This is a genomic window from Serratia sp. TSA_105.2, from assembly GCF_052692115.1.
This window is the reverse complement of record NZ_JBQZFT010000005.1, coordinates 208,085-226,083: the sequence shown is the minus strand read 5'-3', so window position 1 is coordinate 226,083 and position 17,999 is coordinate 208,085. Positions and strand designations below refer to the sequence as shown.

Below are 17,999 nucleotides of genomic sequence, written 5' to 3'. Positions count from 1 at the left end.
GCGGCTGACAGGTCGGAAAGAAAGGGGCTGGGTAAATTCAGTCGGTCAGCGGACGCGAATCAGTGCGCTTTGGCCGTGGTGTTTTCATCGACCGCCGCTGCGTTGGCAGCCTGGCGGGTATTCATTTTCCGGGCGTAGAACATCAGGATAATCAGGCTGATGATAAAGGTGCCGGACAGTTCGAATGAGTTGGCGCCCATCAGCGCGATGAAGCAGAAGCCGCAGCCGCACACCGAAGCGATCAGGCTCAGCAGGTTGCGCACGTTGACCCCTTCGAAGCGGATCAGGTCTACGCAGGAGTAGAAGTAAGGCAGCATGGTCAGCAGCACCGCGATGCCGGTCAGCTCGCCGAACAGGTCGGACGCTTTGCCGCCGGCGGAGCTCATCAGGGTGATCAGCACCATCAGCGCGGTCATTTTGCAACCGGCCAGCAGCAGGCCTTTCTTCGGAATACCGTTTTTATCCAGCTCGCCGTACACTTTCGGGAAGTTGCCGTCGTTGGCGGCACGTACCCCGGCCTGGCCAACCAGCATCATCCACGAACCCAGTGATGTCAGGCAGGCGAAGGCGGTGAAGGCGGAAACCATCGGTGCGGCCCAGTTGCCCATAATCGCCGAGGCGCTGATGGCGAACGGCGCGCCGCTGGCGGCCATTTCAGACGCCGGGAACATACCGCTGATCACCTGAGTGGCGGCGATGTAGATAATGCCAGCCAGGCCGGTACCGAGCATGGTTGCCAGCGGCACGGTGCGTTTCGGGTTTTTCACCATGCCGGTGCTGACCGCCGCGGATTCCACGCCGATAAACGCCCACAGGCACAGCAGGATACTTTTGATGACCGCATGGCTGTCGGTGGTGCCGGAGGTATTCCAGTTAGCCTGATAGGTGGCGGCGTCAAACCAGTGCCAGCCGACGGTGGCAGTCACGATCACCGGGATCAGCACCAGCACCAGGCCCAGGGTGGTCAAACGGCTGACCCAGGTTCCGCCCAGCATGTTCACGAAGGTGAAGATCCACACGATGGCGATACAGGCGATGCCGGCAGGTACCGGGTTGTTCAGCGCCGGGAAGAAGGTGGAAAGATAAGAAACGGCGGTAATGCCGATGGCCAGGTTACCGATCCAGTTGGCATGGTAATAAAGCACGCCGGTCTGGAAACCGAAGGCCGGGGAAATTTCACCCGCGTAGGCGATAGGGCCGCCCTGCTGCGGGTTTTTGGTGGCGAGGCGGGCATACACATAGGCCAGCGACATCGCCCCGATAATCGAGATCACCCATCCCCAGATGGCGATAGATCCGAGACTCGCCAGGTTGGCGGGCAATAAGGCAATCCCGCTCCCCATCATATTACCGGCGACGACGCCGGTGCAGGCAATAAGCCCTATTTTCTTGGGTGAAGCCATGGTCAGTTTCTCCTGATTTACGTTTCTTATAAGCCACACCCATAAATAAAAGATTTTAATGAGCCGGCTTGATAGTCAGGATGCTAACCATCGGAGGGAATAAAGTCCTAAAGATAAAGTGAGATTACGCTCATGATCATACAAATGATAACCTGAGGTTTTTCATTAACACATCAAGATAAAAAGGCAAGCTAAAGAAAAGATAAACATCATTTAAAAACAACAATATGACAAGGTTAATGACGCATAACAAACGGCAGAAAATAAATAATATCGCGCAGCAAAATAATACATTCACGCAACATGCCTTCACCAATAAATAACGCCGCCATGATTCCCGGAGAATAATGGCGGCGTGATATCGGTTAATTATTGGCGCTGATAGTTATTTAAATAAGGCACCACGTTGGTCAATGACGTCTGGAATACGCCGTTGGTGATCCAATGCAATGTGTCTTCGCCGGGGCGAAGATTGAATGCGGTAATATAAGAATCCGCCGCCAAATGGTTCTGCCCCTGCATTTCATACACCTTGCCCAGCAGCACATAATTCAGCCACGACATTTGCAATTCAATCCCCAGATCGATCGCCCGGTGCGCCTCGTCAATGCGCCCCTGCGTCAATGCATCTACCGCCAGAACTTGCTGCATGATTGGCGTATTTTTCAATTCGGGGATCGTCGCCAGATGGCTGATATCGGCGCGCAATTGCGCCAGGGCCTGGCTGTCGAACGGTTGATAAGAATTACGCAGCAGGTCCACCAGCGCCTTTTCCGCCAGCAGGTAGTGGAAATTCGGCGCGCTTTTAATCAGCTCGCTCAGCTGGGCGCTGGCGCGGGTCAACGAATCGGCGTCGCCGTGGATCAGCAACTGATGCGCCTGGTAGAAACGCTGCAGCAACGGCCCGTTGTCGGGCAGCAGCTGAGCCAGACGCTGTTCCAGCTGTGGCGGCCAAGGCTGCTTCAGCGCAGCGGACAGGCTGGAGAGGAAGTCGGTCTGGATCTTCAGCTGGTTATCGGCGGTAATAAAGTAACGCTTGTCGAGCATGACTGAGCTGTCGGCGTTATCCACCAGCCGCACGGATAGGAAACACTGCTGGGCGCGGTAGTGGCGCTGATTGACGAACTCGATATACAGTGACTTGCCCGAGTTGCTGGGGCCGGAATAGTTGTAGTTGGTCTGGTCGTGCACCAGGAAGGTCGAGTAGGTGTTCAGCGAATCGGTGATCAGCTCGCTGACGCCCACCACATAAGAGAGCTGCGGCATCCAGTTGCTGCAGCTCTCGCCGCCCTGGATGCGAATATCGATATCGCGCGGGTTGAGCAGCACCGGCATGGTGGATACCGGCACGCGCTGCGACAGCGTGGCGATGCCGACAAACGCCACGCAGACGCTGAGCGCCGCCAGAAACGCCAGCCACACCCAGAAGGTCGAGCGACGATAAAAACGCGGCTTCTTTTCGCCGGGCGCGGCAGGCAGTGCGCTTGCCCGGCGCGGCGGCACATACGGCGTCTCGTCTTCCTCGCTACCGTCTTCCGGCTCATGCATGATCACCGCGATCTGCGGCGCCTGTGCAGGAGCGGGTTGCGTCTCCCCCTCTTCACACCAGATCACCGACGTCGCCAGCTTATACCCGCGCTTGGGCACGGTGATAATGTATTCAGGGCTGTCGCTGTCGCCGTCTTTCAGGTATTTGCGCAGCTCTGAAATGCATTGGGTCACTACGTGGTTGGTGACGATATTGCGCTTCCAGACGTTGTCGATCAGCTCGTCGCGGCTCAGCACCACGTCGGGATGGCGGGCGAAATAGCACAGCATGTCGATCAGGCGCGGTTCCAGCGTTTTTTGGCGTCCGTCGCGGCTGATGGTGTTGTCGGCAGGGGTAACCAGCCACTCCCCGACGCGAAAAGCAGGCTCTTGCATGGCGGAAATAACTCTGTAGGCATGTAGGGCAAGGGCGCGATCATAGCATAACCGCCCCCGGCTGTGGCCGCCGGGAGGCGATTAAGCCGTTAACTCTCGTATAATTCTAACGGTAAATCATCGGGATCGCTGAAAAAGGTAAAACGGGATTGGGTGTAAGGATCGACGCGTACCGGTTCGCAGGCGACGCCAGCCGCCTGCAGATGGGCGATGGCCTGTTCGATGTCGTCGACGCTGAACGCCAGATGGCGCAGGCCGCAGGCCTCCGGGCGGCTGACGCGGGCCGGCGGCGAAGGGAAAGAAAATAGCTCGATAGTGTATTGCCCGTTGAGCGCCAGATCCGCTTTCCAGGAGCCGCACTCCTCGCGGTAGACTTCGCTCAGCAGGGTAAATCCGAGAATATCGCAGTAAAAATGCTTACTGGCGGCGTAGTCCGCGCCAATGATCGCGATATGGTGTACCTGACGTAACGCCAGCATGGCGGCCGCTCCTGTTCGGTCTGATGAGGCAAGGTATCCGGCGGCGGCGATGACGTCAATGAGAACGCCCGGCATATCTTTCCAAACCGCCGGGCGTGTTATGCATTATGGCAGTGGGGCTTTCAACACCTTCACCAGATAGCACCCCTCTTCCGTCAGCTTGGCGCCGTGGATGTCGGTTTCAAAACCGGGATAGCGCTCGCCGATCGAACACAGCATCAGCAGAAAATCGAGCACCGCACGGCTCTCTTCGGTGATCATTTCCCCCGGCATCACCAGCGGTACGCCCGGCGGATACGGCAGGATCATATTGGCCGCCACCTTGCCCACCAGCTGATCCAGCTCGCAGGTTTCCACGTTGCCACGCACCTGCTCCTGGAACATCTGGTGCGGCGTCAGCTTCATTTCCGGCAGCACGTCGAACGCCCGCTGCATCAGGCGCGGCAGATCGTGTTGGCAGATCAGGCGATGAATGCCGGCGGCCAGATCCTGAATGCGCATGTTGCGATAGAAATCCGGATCCTCGGCGTACAGATCCGGCAGCATGTTCTTCACCCGCAGGTTGAGATCGTAGGCGCGCTTGAAGTCGGTCAGGCCGCGCAGCAGGCTCATCGCCTTGGTTTTGTCGATGCCGATGCTGAACAGGAACAGCAGATTGTACGGCCCGGTCTTCTCCACCACGATGCCGCGCTCGTCGAGGTACTTCGCCACCAGCGCCGCCGGGATCCCCTCCTCCTCCAGCGTGCCCAGCTCGTTCATGCCCGGCGTCAGGATCGTTACCTTGATCGGATCGAGGTACATGTGATCGCGATCGGTCTGGCCGAAACCGTGCCAGTTGTCGTCCGGATCCAATGGCCAGCATTGCGCCTCATCGATCTCTTCCGGCTGCCAAATGTCGAAGAACCAACTGTCGCTCTCCTCGCGCAGCCGCTGCACTTCACGGCGAAAATGCAGCGCACGCTCCACCGAACGGTTGATCAAGCGGCGCCCCGGGTTGCCGCGCAGCATGGCTGCGGCGGTCTCCATCGATGCCACGATGCCATAGTGCGGCGAGGTGGTGGTGTGCATCATGTAGGCTTCGTTGAAGGTGCTCTCGTCGTAATCGCCTTTGATATGAATCATCGAAGCCTGCGAGAAGGCCGCCAGCAGCTTGTGCGTCGACTGGGTTTCGTAGAAAACCTTACCGGGCACCCGCTCGCCGCTCATGCCGCTTTTGCCGTCATAAATCGGATGGAAGTTGGTGTAAGGCACCCAGGCGGAGTCGAAGTGGATCGATGGCACCTCCAGCGTATGCTTGATGTAGTCGGTGTTGTACAGCAGGCCGTCATAGGTGGAATTGGTGATCACCGCGTGCACCGGCCAGGTGGCGTTCTCAGTCTCCTGCACCCGGGCGGCGATGCTTTCGCGGGTAAACTCGCGCTGCGGAATGCCGCCGAGGATGCCGTAGGCGTTGCGCAGCGGGCGCAGATAGATCGGCACGATATCGCTCATCATCAGCAGGTGACACAGCGATTTGTGGCAGTTGCGGTCTATCAGCACCGTGCTGCCGGCCGGCGCCGAATACATGCCGACGATCTTGTTGGCGGTGGAGGTGCCGTTGGTGACCAGATAGCTCTGCTCGGCGTTGAAGGTGCGCGCGATATACTCTTCGGCCTCCAGGTGCGGCCCGGTGTGATCCAGCAGCGAACCGAGCTCGGTAACCGAGATCGAGATGTCGGCCTTCAGGGTATTGGCGCCGAAGAAATCGTAAAACAGACAGCCCACCGGGCTTTTTTGAAACGCGGTGCCGGCCATGTGGCCCGGCGTGCAGAAGGTGTACTTCCCTTCACGCACATAGTTGAACAGCGCCTTGGTCAGCGGCGGCGTAATGGTGTCGATGTATTCCGCAGTGTATTGCTGGATGCGCTGCGCGATATCGTCCGCCGCATTCAGGCCATACTCGAAGAAATAGAGCACCATGCGCATTTCATGCAGGCTGACGTCGAAGGTGGAGTGGGTATTGATAAAGGCGTACAGCGGCAGGTATTCGTTCAGCTCGTTGATCTCGCTGCACAGCTCCAGGCTGTAGTCGTCCCAGTCGAAGATCACTCCGCAGATGCGGGCATTGGCTTCGACCAGCTTCAGCAGATCACCGCTGTTTTTGGGGTACACCAGCTGGAATCCCATGGTGGCCAGCGCAGCGTGGAGCTCGCGGATCGGCTCATCTTTGTAGTAGACGCCCGTCGGGCCCATGATGGCGATGATATTCATCGGCAGCTCCTGTCAGTTAACGGCCAAGTCTCTATAACACCACGAAAATCCGGCGGTGTGTAGCCAAAAAAAAACCGCCCGGAGGCGGTTTCTTGCTGCGAGCGCAGAACTCAGCAGTAGCCGTAGTTCATCAGACGCTGGTAGCGACGGTTGAGCAACTCTTCGTCGTTCAGACCGTCCAGATCTTTCAGATCGGCCAGCAGCTGCGCTTTCAGCGCGGCGGCCATCGCCGGCACGTCGCGGTGCGCGGAACCGAGCGGCTCCGGGATCACCGAGTCGATCAGCTTCAGCTCTTTCAGGCGTGGCGCGGTGATGCCCATCGCTTCTGCGGCCAGCGGTGCCTTGTCGGCGCTCTTCCACAGGATGGAGGCACAGCCTTCCGGCGAAATCACCGAGTAGGTGCTGTACTGCAGCATGTTCACCTTATCGCCTACGCCGATCGCCAGCGCGCCGCCGGAGCCGCCTTCGCCGATGACGGTGCAGATGACCGGGATATTCAGACGCGACATCTCACGCAGGTTGCGCGCGATGGCTTCGGACTGGCCGCGCTCTTCCGCACCCACGCCCGGATACGCGCCCGGGGTGTCGATAAAGGTGATGAGCGGCATCTTGAAGCGGGCGGCCATTTCCATCAGGCGCAGCGCCTTACGGTAACCTTCCGGCGCCGGCATGCCGAAGTTGCGGCGGATCTTCTCTTTGGTTTCACGGCCTTTCTGGTGCCCGATGATCATCACCGGGCGGCCATCCAGGCGAGCAATACCGCCGACGATCGCTTTGTCGTCGGCGTAAGCGCGATCGCCCGCCAACTCTTCGAAGTCGGTAAAGATGTGTTTGATATAATCCAGGGTATAAGGACGGCGCGGGTGGCGTGCCAATTGGGCAATCTGCCAAGCCCCAAGATCGGCAAAAATCTTGCGCGTCAGCTCAACGCTCTTTTCACGCAGGCGCTGAACCTCTTCGTCCAGATTAATATCTAATTTTTCGTCTTGACGGCTGACTGCAGTCAGCGAGTCAATTTTCGCTTCCAGCTCTGCAATCGGCTGTTCAAAATCAAGAAAATTCAGACTCATAGCATTCCTATTTTAGTCAAATTCCAAGTCCACCTGCTCATTGCCTACCAACGTCCGCAAGTCGATCAACAAGCGGTCGGTGGGCGTCACGCGCCAGGTTGCGCCAAAACGCAGCTTGGCTCGTGCATCTTCCCGTTGATAGTAGAGATGCACTGGAATCGTCCCCGATCGATGGGGTTCCAACGACTGACGGAGACGGTTCAAAAGCTGGTCATCAATTTGCCTGTCAGTCAGCGAGATAGCAAGCCCGCGAGCGTATTTTTCCCGGGCTTCACTGATGTCCATTACCTCGCGGGCCATCATTTTAAGCCCGCCGCTAAAGTCATCAAAGCTGACCTGTCCACTGGCGATAAGGATACGGTCTTTTTCCAACAAATGCTGGTATTTTTCTAACGCTTCGGTGAATAACATCACTTCCAGGCGGCCCGAACGGTCATCCAATGTACAGATACCGATGCGGTTGCCGCGCTTGGTCACCATCACCCGCGCGGCGACCACCAGCCCGACGGCGGTGGTCATTTTGCCCCGATCCGTCGGGTGCATGTCTTTCAAACGCTGGCCACCGGCGTAACGTTCGATTTCCTTCAGGTACTGGGTGATCGGGTGGCCGGTCAGGTACAGCCCCAGCGTCTCCCGTTCACCGTCCAGCACCACCTGCTCCGGCCAGGGGGCGATATTGGCGTAGGACTGCTCCACCTGCTCCGGCGCCTCCGCCAGCACGCCGAACATATCTACCTGGCCGATAGCTTCGGCTTTCGCATGCTGATCCGCCGCTTTCAACGCGTCGCCGAGCGAATTCATCAGCGCGGCGCGGTGCGGCCCGAGGCGATCGAACGCGCCGGACATGATCAGTTTTTCCAGAATGCGGCGGTTCAGTTTCTTGATGTCGGAGCGCGCGCAGAGATCGAACAGGTCTTTGAAGTACCCCTGTTCGCCGCTGTTGCGCGCCTCGATAATGGCTTCGATCGGCCCTTCGCCCACGCCCTTGATGGCGCCGATGCCGTAAACGATCTCGCCGTCGTCGTTGACGTGGAAGTGATACAGACCGCTGTTGATGTCCGGCGGCAGGATCTTCAGCCCCATGCGCCAGCATTCGTCCACCAGCCCCACCACTTTGTCGGTGTTGTCCATATCGGCGGTCATCACCGCCGCCATAAACTCGGCCGGATAGTGCGCCTTCAGCCACAGCGTCTGATACGACACCAGCGCATAGGCGGCGGAGTGCGATTTGTTAAAGCCGTAACCGGCGAACTTCTCTACCAGGTCGAAGATTTTCACCGACAGTTCGCCGTCGATGCCGCGTGATTTTGCGCCGTCTTCAAAGCCGCCGCGCTGCTTGGCCATTTCGACCGGGTTCTTTTTACCCATCGCACGGCGCAGCATGTCCGCGCCGCCCAGGGTATAGCCGGCCAACACCTGGGCAATCTGCATCACCTGTTCCTGATACAGGATGATGCCGTAGGTCGGTTCCAGCACCGGCTTGAGCGACTCGTGCTGCCACTGGATATCCGGGTAGGAGATCTCTTCGCGGCCGTGCTTGCGGTCGATGAAGTTATCCACCATGCCCGACTGCAGCGGCCCCGGGCGGAACAGCGCCACCAGTGCGATCATGTCTTCGAAGCAGTCGGGCTTCAGACGTTTGATCAGGTCTTTCATGCCGCGCGATTCAAGCTGGAACACCGCCGTGGTTTCCGAGCGCTGCAGCATGTCGAAGCTTTTCTTGTCGTCGAGCGGAATGGCGGCGATATCGATCGGTTCCAGCCCGGTCTTGGCGCGCCGGGCGTTGATCATCTCCAGCGCCCAGTCGATGATAGTCAGGGTACGCAGACCGAGGAAGTCGAACTTCACCAGCCCGGCGTATTCCACATCGTTCTTGTCGAACTGGGTCACCGGATGGTGCCCTTCGGCGTCGCAGTACAGCGGTGCGAAGTCGGTGATTTTGGTCGGCGCGATCACCACGCCCCCGGCGTGTTTACCGGCGTTACGCGTCACCCCTTCCAGCTTGCGCGCCATGTCGATCAGCGCCTTGACCTCTTCGTCGGCCTCGTAAATTTCCGGCAGCTGCGGTTCGGCGGCGAAGGCTTTTTCCAGCGTCATGCCCGGATCCGGCGGCACCAGCTTGGAGATGCGATCAACGAAGCCGTACGGATGCCCCAGCACGCGGCCCACGTCGCGGATAACCGCTTTCGCCGCCATGGTACCGAAGGTGATGATCTGCGATACCGCTTCGCGGCCGTACATCTCCGCCACGTGCTCAATTACCTGGTCGCGCTTCTCCATGCAGAAGTCGACGTCGAAGTCGGGCATCGAGACACGTTCCGGGTTCAGGAAGCGTTCGAACAGCAGGTCGAATTCCAACGGATCGAGGTCGGTGATTTTCAACGCATAGGCCACCAGCGAACCGGCACCGGAGCCGCGTCCCGGGCCCACCGGCACGTTGTTGTCCTTCGACCACTGAATAAACTCCATCACGATCAGGAAGTAGCCGGGGAACCCCATCTGGTTGATCACCTTCAGCTCGACGTCCAGACGCTCGTCGTATTCCGGGCGGCGCTGCGCGCGCACTTCAGGATCGGGGAACAGGAACTCGAGACGCTCTTCCAGCCCCTCTTTCGATTTGAGTACCAGGAAGTCCTCGGTGCTCATGTCGCCGGTCGGGAACTGCGGCAGGAAGTATTCGCCGAGGCGAATGGTGACGTTGCAGCGCTTGGCGATCTCGACGCTGTTCAGCAGCGCTTCGGGGATGTCGGCGAACAGCTCGCACATCTCGTCTTCGCTGCGCATGTATTGCTGCGGGCTGTAGTTGCGCGGCCGCTTGGGATCGTCCAGCGTAAAGCCGTCGTGGATGGCGACGCGAATCTCATGGGCGTCGAAGTCGTCTTCCACCAGGAAACGTACGTCGTTGGTGGCTACCACCGGCAAACCGCGCTCGGTGGCCAGCGCCACCGCCGCATGCAGGTAGTTCTCTTCGTCCGGGCGGCCGGTGCGGATCAGTTCCAGGTAGTAACAGTCCGGGAAGTGCTGCTGGTAGAAGTCCAGACACTGATCCACCTGCGCCTGGTTGCCGCGCAGCAGAAACTTGCCGACGTCGCCCTGACGCGCGCCGGAGAGCAGAATCAGCCCTTCACGATGTTCAATCAGCCAGTCGCGATCGATGGTCGGGCCGGCGGCCCCGTAGCCACGCTGATAGGCGCGGGAAATCAGCAGCGTCAGGTTCTGGTAGCCTTCGTTGTTGCTGGCCAGCACCGTCAGCTGAGCCAGCTCGTCGCCCAGCTCTTCGCTTTGCACATGAAAATCCGCGCCGATGATCGGTTTGATCCCAGCGCCGTGCGCGCTGCCGTAGAACTTCACCAGCCCGCACAGGTTGGTGAAATCGGTGATTGCCAGAGCAGGCATGGCTAACGCGGCGGCTCTTTTCACCAGCGGCGCCGTCTTGGCCAATCCATCAATCATGGAGTAGTCACTGTGGACGCGCAGGTGAATAAAACGAGGTTCGGCCATCTCCAGATACCTGATTGAAGGGGCTCAGCAGGCTGAGCCCGGGTTAATGCTATCGTCGAGCCTGGTCAACCAGGCCCGCAGACTACAGCGCCAGCGCCCTTTTCACCGGCGCGAAGCTGCGGCGGTGATGCTCGGTGGCACCCAGCGCGGCCAGCCGCTCCAGGTGGAGGGCGGTCGGGTAGCCTTTATGCTGCGCGAAACCGTAGTCCGGGAACTCGCTGTCCAGCTCGGCCATTTCACGATCGCGCGTGACCTTTGCCAGAATGGAGGCCGCGCTGATCTCCGCCACGCGGCTGTCGCCCTTCACCACCGCCTGCGAACGCATCGGCAGCTTCGGGCAACGGTTACCGTCGATTAAAACCATGTCCGGCGCGATATGCAACCCGGCCACCGCGCGCTGCATCGCCAGCATGGTGGCGTGCAAAATGTTCAGCTGGTCGATTTCCGCCGGCTCGGCGCGCCCCAGGCTCCAGGAGAGAGCCTTGGCGACGATTTCGTCATACAACGCCAGGCGGCGTTTTTCACTGAGTTTCTTGGAGTCCGCCAGCCCGACGATCGGCTGCGCCGGATCGAGGATCACGGCGGCGGTAACCACCGCGCCAACCAACGGGCCGCGGCCCACTTCGTCCACACCGGCAATCAGCGTGGCAGCGGGATAGATAAAGGGTTCAATCATGCTTTCGCCAGCTCCAACACAGCCTGAGCGGCCTGTTCGTCCGCACCGCAACGGATGCTTTGGTGCAAGGTAAGGAAAGTCTGTTTCAGCGCTTCAGTTTGCGGGCTCTCTTCCAGCAGCGGCATCACGGCGGCGGCCAGTTTGTCCGGCACGCAGTCATGCTGCAGCAGCTCGGTGACGATCTCGCGCCCCGCCAGCAGATTCGGCAGCGAAACGTAAGGCGTTTTCACCAGCCTCTGCGCCAGCCAGAAAGTGAACGGTTTCATGCGATAGCCCACCACCATCGGGCACTTGGCCAACATGCACTCCAGCGCCGCCGTGCCGGACGCCAGCAGCGCCGCGTCGCTGGCAATCATCGCCTCGCGCCCCTGGCCGTTCAGCAGGTGTACGGTCAGGTCCGGCGCCACTTCCGCCTTGATGCGCTCAAACTGCTCGCGCCGTTTGGCGTTAACCAGCGGCACCACCACTTCAAGCTCAGGATAACGCGTGCGCAGCAGCTGCGCTGTTTTGAGGAAGTCGGCGCTAAGCATCTCGACTTCGGCGCCGCGGCTGCCCGGCAGCAAGGCCAGACAGCGCGCCTGCGGATCGATGCCAAGCTGGGCGCGCGCCGCCAGCCGATCGGGCTGTAACGGCATGGCGTCCGCCATGGTGTGGCCGATAAACCGGCAAGGCACGTTGAAGCGATCGTAAAACGCTTTTTCGAAAGGGAGAAAGGCCAGCACCAGATCGGTGGCTTTGCCAATTTTGAAAACGCGCTTTTGCCGCCAGGCCCACACGGAAGGGCTGACGTAGTGAATGGTGCGGATGCCGCGCTGCTTGAGGCGGCCTTCCAGCGTGATGTTGAAGTCCGGGGCATCGATGCCGACAAACACGTCCGGCCGCAGCTCGCCGAAGCGGCGAGTGAGATCCTTACGGATCTTCAGCAGGCGTGGCAAACGCTCGAGCACTTCCACCACGCCCATGACCGCCAGCTCTTCCATTTCGTACCAGGCTTCGCAGCCTTCGGCCTGCATCAGCGGGCCGGCGACGCCAACGAAACGCGCGTCGGGGATCTGCGCCTTGAGCGCGCGGATCAAACCGGCGCCGAGAATGTCACCGGAGGTTTCTCCGGCGACCAATCCGATAGTCAATGGACGATTCGACATAACTCAGCGAATGATGCCGCGGGTGGAACGGGTGAAGAAATCGAGGTACTGCTGCACCACCGGCTGCTCTTTGGCCAGGGCTTCGATTTCCGCCTTCGCTTCATCCAGCGTTTTTTCACTGCGATACAGGATTTTGTAGGCGTTGCGGATCGCCTGCATTTCATCCTTGTCGAAACCGCGTCGCTTCAGGCCGACCGCATTGACGCCAAACGGCGTCGCGTGGTTGCCCTGAGCGATGACGAATGGAGGCACGTCCTGAGCGACACCGGAACAACCGCCTACCATCACATGCGCACCGATAATGCAGAACTGGTGGATCGCCGTCATGCCGCCGATGATGGCGTGATCGTCGATTTCCACATGCCCCGCCAGCGTGGCGTTGTTGGCCAGCACGCAAGCGTTGCCGACCACGCAGTCGTGGGCGACGTGCACGTTAACCATCAGCAGGTTGTCGTTGCCCACTTTGGTCAGGCCGGTGCCCTGCGCGGTACCGCGGTGGATGGTGACGCTCTCGCGGATGCGATTGCGATCGCCCACTTCAACGCGCGTCGGTTCGCCCGCGTATTTCAGATCCTGGTTCACTTCACCGATGGAGGCGAACTGATAAATCTGGTTATCGCAGCCAATCTTGGTAATGCCGTTCACCACCACGTGGGATTTCAGCACCGTGCCGGCGCCGATTTCCACCTGGGAACCGACGTAGCAGAAAGGGCCGATATGCACGTTGGCGCCGATCACGGCGCCTTCTTCGACTATCGCGCTAGGATGGATAAAGGCGGTTTGGTCAATCACGGATTAAGCCTCCCGGCTGCGGGCACACATCATGGTTGCTTCGCAGACAATTTTACCGTCAACGGTCGCCACGCCTTTGAAGCGAGTCAGGCCGCGGCGAGTTTTCTCGAAGGTGACTTCCATGACCATCTGATCGCCTGGCACCACAGGGCGCTTGAAGCGTGCTTCGTCGATACCGGCGAAGTAATACAGCTCGCCCGGCTCCAGTTTGCCGACGCTTTTAAACGCCAGGATACCGGTGGCCTGCGCCATGGCTTCCAGGATCAATACGCCTGGGAAAATCGGTTTGCCAGGGAAGTGGCCCTGGAAAAACGGTTCGTTCACCGATACGTTCTTCACCGCACGCAGATATTTGTGCTCTTCAAACTCGAGGACGCGGTCGACCAGCAAGAACGGGTAACGGTGAGGAAGCAGATCCAAAATTTCTGCAATATCCAGAGTATGAGTGTCAGTAGTCAAAATACTCTTCCTGTCTCTAAAAACTGATGGCATCAACAACACGGCCTGCGCTGACCCCAAAAGGAGATCATCATGCAGGCCGCAAATTAACATCTCTTTGCGCTTTTGGTCTCACGACCAACGCGTTTCGTTTTGTACCCGCCAGGGCGGGCGGCAATGATTAGTCTTTTCCGACTTTACGTTCGACAGCTTTCAAGCGTTTGCTGATCTCATCGATATTCATCACCAACGCAGCGGTTTTACGCCAAACCTTGTTAGGCTGCAACGGAATGCCCGAAGAGTATACCCCAGGTTCGGTGATTGGTCGCATAACCATTCCCATTCCGGTAACAACAACCTTGTCGGCAATTTCCATGTGACCGTTGATCACGCTGGCACCGCCAATCTGGCAGTAGCGGCCGATTTTCAGGCTGCCGGCCATGATCACGCCGCCGGCGACGGCGGTATTGTCGCCAATCACGACGTTATGCGCAATCTGGCATTGGTTGTCGATGATAACACCATTCCCGATTTGGGTGTTATCCAAAGCGCCGCGGTCAATGGTGGTGCAGGCGCCGATTTCGACGCGATCGCCGATAATCACCGTGCCCAATTGAGGGATTTTGATCCACTCGCCGCGCTCATTGGCATAGCCGAAACCGTCCGCGCCGATCACGGTGCCGGACTGGATCAGGCAGCGCTGGCCGATTTCAACCGCATGATAAATCGTGACGTTCGCCCACAGACGCGTTCCCGCGCCGATGCGTGCGTGTTTGCCGATGAAGCAACCCGGGCCGATAACCACGTTATCGCCCAGCACCGCACCCGACTCGATCACCGCGTTCGCCCCAATGGCGACGCACTGCCCCAGCTGCGCTTCAGGCGAGATCACCGCGCTTGGCGCGATATCCTGGGCCGGCGACGGCGTGGTGTCCATCAACTGCGCCATGCGCGCATAGGTCAGGTAAGGGTTTTTAACCACCAGCGCCGCAGCACGGCAGTGTGGTAAATCCGCTTCGGTAAGCACCACGGCGCTTGCCCGGCAGGAAGACAGCTGCTCTTGATAGCGGCTGTTTGACAAAAACGTGATTTGGCCAGGCTGTGCCGAATGCATAGAAGCAATGCCGGTGATGACGAGATCGCCATCACCGTGCAATTGTGCATCCAACTGCTGCGCTAAATCAGCCAGTCGAATTGAAAGCATGTGTTATTTAACCTGTTTCAGCACGTCAGCAGTGATATCTTTGGAAGAGTCTGCATAGGCAACGGCGTTGGCGTCGATCACCACGTCATAACCGCCTTTGCTGGCGACAGATTTCACCGCGTCCTGAATGCGGCTCAGGATCTTGTTACGCTCTTCCATCTGGCGACGACGGTTGTCCTGCTCGAAAGCCTGGGCTTTCTGAGAGAACTGCTCGCGCTGCGCCATCACGTCTTTTTCCAACTTGCTGCGATCGCTGGCTTTCATGGTAGCGCCGTCACGCTGCAGACGTTGCATTTTGGTCTGCAGGCTACGTTCCATGTTCTGGAGTTCGCTTGCACGGCCTTTAAACTCGTTTTCCAGCTGTTTAGCGACCGTTTCGCGGGCCGGCAGCTGTTGGAAAATGCTGGAGACGTTAACGACAGCGATCTTATCTGCTGCCTGAACACCTGCTGAAGCAGCCATTGCTAAACCGAGGCCTGCGGCACACAACCACTTTTTCACTATAAACTCCTTACCATCACCCATTTGTGTCATATGACACTGAAGTACACAATTTGCCAGACTTATCCCACCAAACAATGAGAATCATCTCCCTCTGCCGGCGGTCGCCTGGCCATTGCGATTCTTAATAACTTTTATGCCCAGAGGCGAGACCCGTTACCAGGTCTTACCGATGTTAAACTGGAACTGTTCGGACTTGTCGCCTTCGTATTTCTTGATCGGGTTGGCGTAAGAGAACACCAACGGACCCAGCGGCGACATCCACTGCAGCGCGATACCGGCGGAAGAACGAATATTACTGGCCTTGCTGTAGTCCGGCACACCGTACATCAGCGTTTCGTTGGTATTCTTCCACTTGGTATCCCACACGGTACCGGCATCGATGAACAGCGACGTCCGCACCGAGTTGGCGTATTTCTCGCTGATAAACGGCGTCGGGGTGATCAGCTCCAGGCTGGCGACCGCCATGGCGTTACCGCCCACCGCATCATCCGAGCTACAGATGCTCTGACGATCGGTCGTGCTGCCGGCGTTGAACTGACACTGGTACGAGTTGGAGTTGTAGTACACCGCCTTCGGACCAATGGTGTTGGACTGGAAGCCGCGCACGGTGCTCGAACCACCGGCGTAGAAGTTCTCGTAGAACGGCATTTCCTTGCCGCCCAATCCATCCGCGTAACCCAGACGGCCACGGCCCAACAGCACCCAGGTGCGATCGTCGTTGATCGGCACATATTGTACGCTGTCCAGCGTCACCTTGTAGTATTCGTTGTCCGAGCCCGGAATGGTGACCTTGCCGTTCAACGTGGTACGGTTACCCGACGTCGGGAAGTAGCCGCGGTCCAGGTTGTTGTAGGTCCAACCCAGGTTCAACGTAAAGTCGTCCGTCGAGTAGCTGGCGCGGTCGGTCTTGTTCGCATCCACGCCCATCGAGTCGAGGTAACGCCACATCGCGATCTGCGGTTGCATGTTCGACAGGCCGTTGTGGACGTAGCCCAGGCCGGTACGCAACGAGTTGTTTTCGTTGATCGGGAAGCCCAGCGTGCCGTCAATACCGTAACTCTTGTTGGTATAGTCCGACAGATCCGCGTCATCCGCCTTAAAGTCGTTGTAGAAGATGCGGCCGCCCAGACTCACACCGTCAACGGTGAAGTACGGGTTGGTGACAGACAGTTCGGTATAGGTCTGGTAGTCGTTCTTGGTGCCGCTGATGCCGACCGAGTAGCCGGTACCCAACCAGTTATCCTGCTGCACGCCCGCCTGGAAGCTGACGCCGCTCTCGGTGCCGTAACCGACGCCGAAGTTGAAGGTACCGGTGTTGCGCTCTTTCACCTTGTAGGTCACATCGACCTGATCGGCGGTGCCCGGCACACGCTGGGTTTCCACGTCAACCGTTTCGAAGTAGCCCAGACGGTTCAGACGCTCTTTGCCCTGCTCGACCTGCTCGTTACCGAGCCAGGCGCCTTCCATCTGGCGCATTTCGCGACGCAGTACGGAATCCTTGCTGGTGTCGTTGCCTTCGAACTTGATGCGACGCACGTAGAAGCGGTTGCCCGCGTCAACGTTGACGTGCAGCTTGACGGTTTTATCCGCGTCGTTGATCTCAGGCTGAGTGCCGACGCGCGGGTAGGCGTAACCATAACGGCCCAACATCGTTTTGATGTTGTCTTCCATTTTGGTCACCTTGCTGCCGTTGTACAGCTCGCCCGGTTCGATTTTGGTGATCTGAGCGACTTCCGCCGAGTGGCCGGCCAGGTTGCCGTTCACGACAACATCGGAAAGCTTATACTGATCGCCTTCGGTGATGTTGATGGTGATGTAGATGCCTTTTTTATCCGGCGTCAGGCTCACCTGGGTAGAATCGATATTGAAGCGGGCATAGCCGCGATCCAGATAGAAGCTGCGCAGGGTTTCGAGATCGCCCGCCAGTTTCTGCTTCTGGTATTTGCGATCGCCGACCAGGTTCCACCACGGCACTTCGTCACGCAGTTGGAAGCGTGAGATCAGTTCGTCGTTGGTGAAGGCATGGTTGCCGACGATGTTGATTTGTTGAATCTTGGCGGAGACCCCTTCCGTGAACACCAGTTTCAGGTCGACACGGTTGCGCGGCAACGGCGTGACTACGGCTTTCACCGACGCGCTGTATTTACCGACGCTGTAGTAGAAGTCTTCCAGCCCTTTTTCAATGCTGGAGATCGTGGTGCGGTCGAGCGCCTCGCCCACCCGGACGCCGGAGGCTTCCAGGTTCTGCTTGAGCATGTCATCTTTCACCGACTTGTTGCCGGAGAAAGTGATGCTGGCGATGGTAGGACGTTCCTTCACCTGCACGATCAAGGTATTACCATCACGCAGTACGCGCACGTCCTCGAAGTTGCCGGTGGCAAACAAGGCACGAATGGTATTACTGATGTCATCGTCAGTGACGGTATCGCCGACGCGAACCGGCATGTTGAGTAACGCCGCACCGACGGCGACTCGCTGCAGGCCTTCGAAATGAATATCTTTCACTACGAACCCGTCTGCACCGTATACGGTGGCGCTGCCAAACAGCAGCGACGCTATGAGCAACTTTTTCATCGCCATCGTTGTTATGCGTTCTTCCTAACCTATCCCCGCC

Annotated in this window: 13 protein-coding genes; all 13 read right to left on the bottom strand. The window is 58.6% G+C overall.

Translation table 11 applies throughout. The features are described from left to right. Positions 1 to 59: 59 nt before the first annotated feature. A complete protein-coding gene (cadB, locus tag ACUTSC_RS17535; RefSeq protein ID WP_033649814.1) occupies positions 60 to 1,403 on the bottom strand; it encodes a cadaverine/lysine antiporter in 1,344 nt (447 codons plus the stop codon). 369 nt (positions 1,404 to 1,772) lie between these two features. Continuing rightward, on the bottom strand, positions 1,773 to 3,326 hold the full coding sequence (gene cadC / locus ACUTSC_RS17530) for a lysine decarboxylation/transport transcriptional activator CadC (protein WP_197768390.1): 1,554 nt from the start codon (positions 3,324 to 3,326) through the stop codon (positions 1,773 to 1,775). Positions 3,327 to 3,415: 89 nt separating this feature from the next. Beyond that, the gene (locus ACUTSC_RS17525) at positions 3,416 to 3,805 is read right to left on the bottom strand and encodes a VOC family protein (RefSeq protein WP_197768391.1); all 390 of its coding nucleotides are present in this window, start codon (positions 3,803 to 3,805) and stop codon (positions 3,416 to 3,418) included. Between the two features lie 105 nt (positions 3,806 to 3,910). After that, positions 3,911 to 6,055, bottom strand: a complete 2,145-nt coding sequence (locus ACUTSC_RS17520) for a lysine decarboxylase LdcC (protein WP_197768392.1) — start codon at positions 6,053 to 6,055, stop codon at positions 3,911 to 3,913. Positions 6,056 to 6,165: 110 nt separating this feature from the next. After that, complete coding sequence (gene accA, locus ACUTSC_RS17515; RefSeq protein WP_019455765.1) at positions 6,166 to 7,125, bottom strand: acetyl-CoA carboxylase carboxyl transferase subunit alpha; 960 nt, start codon at positions 7,123 to 7,125, stop codon at positions 6,166 to 6,168. A 12-nt stretch (positions 7,126 to 7,137) separates the two neighbouring features. After that, positions 7,138 to 10,626 carry a DNA polymerase III subunit alpha gene (gene dnaE, locus ACUTSC_RS17510; RefSeq protein WP_019455764.1) on the bottom strand — a complete coding sequence of 1,163 codons (3,489 nt, stop codon included), beginning with the start codon at positions 10,624 to 10,626 and terminating at the stop codon, positions 7,138 to 7,140. An 82-nt stretch (positions 10,627 to 10,708) separates the two neighbouring features. Continuing rightward, complete coding sequence (gene rnhB / locus ACUTSC_RS17505) at positions 10,709 to 11,302, bottom strand: ribonuclease HII (RefSeq protein WP_033654126.1); 594 nt, start codon at positions 11,300 to 11,302, stop codon at positions 10,709 to 10,711. Then, entirely contained in the window at positions 11,299 to 12,447 is a 1,149-nt protein-coding gene (gene lpxB, locus ACUTSC_RS17500; RefSeq protein ID WP_060441360.1) for a lipid-A-disaccharide synthase, read from the bottom strand. Before lpxB ends, rnhB begins: the two co-directional genes overlap by 4 nt. A gap of 3 nt (positions 12,448 to 12,450) precedes the next feature. Continuing rightward, on the bottom strand, positions 12,451 to 13,239 hold the full coding sequence (gene lpxA / locus ACUTSC_RS17495; RefSeq protein WP_004931964.1) for an acyl-ACP--UDP-N-acetylglucosamine O-acyltransferase: 789 nt from the start codon (positions 13,237 to 13,239) through the stop codon (positions 12,451 to 12,453). 3 nt (positions 13,240 to 13,242) lie between these two features. Then, positions 13,243 to 13,698, bottom strand: a complete 456-nt coding sequence (gene fabZ / locus ACUTSC_RS17490; protein WP_004931962.1) for a 3-hydroxyacyl-ACP dehydratase FabZ — start codon at positions 13,696 to 13,698, stop codon at positions 13,243 to 13,245. Between the two features lie 160 nt (positions 13,699 to 13,858). Further along, complete coding sequence (gene lpxD / locus ACUTSC_RS17485) at positions 13,859 to 14,881, bottom strand: UDP-3-O-(3-hydroxymyristoyl)glucosamine N-acyltransferase (RefSeq protein ID WP_445653478.1); 1,023 nt, start codon at positions 14,879 to 14,881, stop codon at positions 13,859 to 13,861. Positions 14,882 to 14,884: 3 nt separating this feature from the next. Then, entirely contained in the window at positions 14,885 to 15,382 is a 498-nt protein-coding gene (gene skp, locus ACUTSC_RS17480) for a molecular chaperone Skp (protein ID WP_025304031.1), read from the bottom strand. A 156-nt stretch (positions 15,383 to 15,538) separates the two neighbouring features. Beyond that, positions 15,539 to 17,965, bottom strand: coding sequence for an outer membrane protein assembly factor BamA (bamA, locus tag ACUTSC_RS17475; protein ID WP_063990766.1), 2,427 nt, complete (start codon positions 17,963 to 17,965; stop codon positions 15,539 to 15,541). Positions 17,966 to 17,999 lie beyond the last annotated feature (34 nt).

Coding starts and splice junctions, on each gene's coding strand:
- lpxB (WP_060441360.1), bottom strand. CDS start 12,447: ATGTCGAATCGTCCATTGACTATCGGATTGGTCGCCGGAGAAACCTCC.
- rnhB (WP_033654126.1), bottom strand. CDS start 11,302: ATGATTGAACCCTTTATCTATCCCGCTGCCACGCTGATTGCCGGTGTG.
- lpxD (WP_445653478.1), bottom strand. CDS start 14,881: ATGCTTTCAATTCGACTGGCTGATTTAGCGCAGCAGTTGGATGCACAA.
- accA (WP_019455765.1), bottom strand. CDS start 7,125: ATGAGTCTGAATTTTCTTGATTTTGAACAGCCGATTGCAGAGCTGGAA.
- ACUTSC_RS17525 (WP_197768391.1), bottom strand. CDS start 3,805: ATGCTGGCGTTACGTCAGGTACACCATATCGCGATCATTGGCGCGGAC.
- bamA (WP_063990766.1), bottom strand. CDS start 17,965: ATGGCGATGAAAAAGTTGCTCATAGCGTCGCTGCTGTTTGGCAGCGCC.
- cadB (WP_033649814.1), bottom strand. CDS start 1,403: ATGGCTTCACCCAAGAAAATAGGGCTTATTGCCTGCACCGGCGTCGTC.
- cadC (WP_197768390.1), bottom strand. CDS start 3,326: ATGCAAGAGCCTGCTTTTCGCGTCGGGGAGTGGCTGGTTACCCCTGCC.
- ACUTSC_RS17520 (WP_197768392.1), bottom strand. CDS start 6,055: ATGAATATCATCGCCATCATGGGCCCGACGGGCGTCTACTACAAAGAT.
- dnaE (WP_019455764.1), bottom strand. CDS start 10,626: ATGGCCGAACCTCGTTTTATTCACCTGCGCGTCCACAGTGACTACTCC.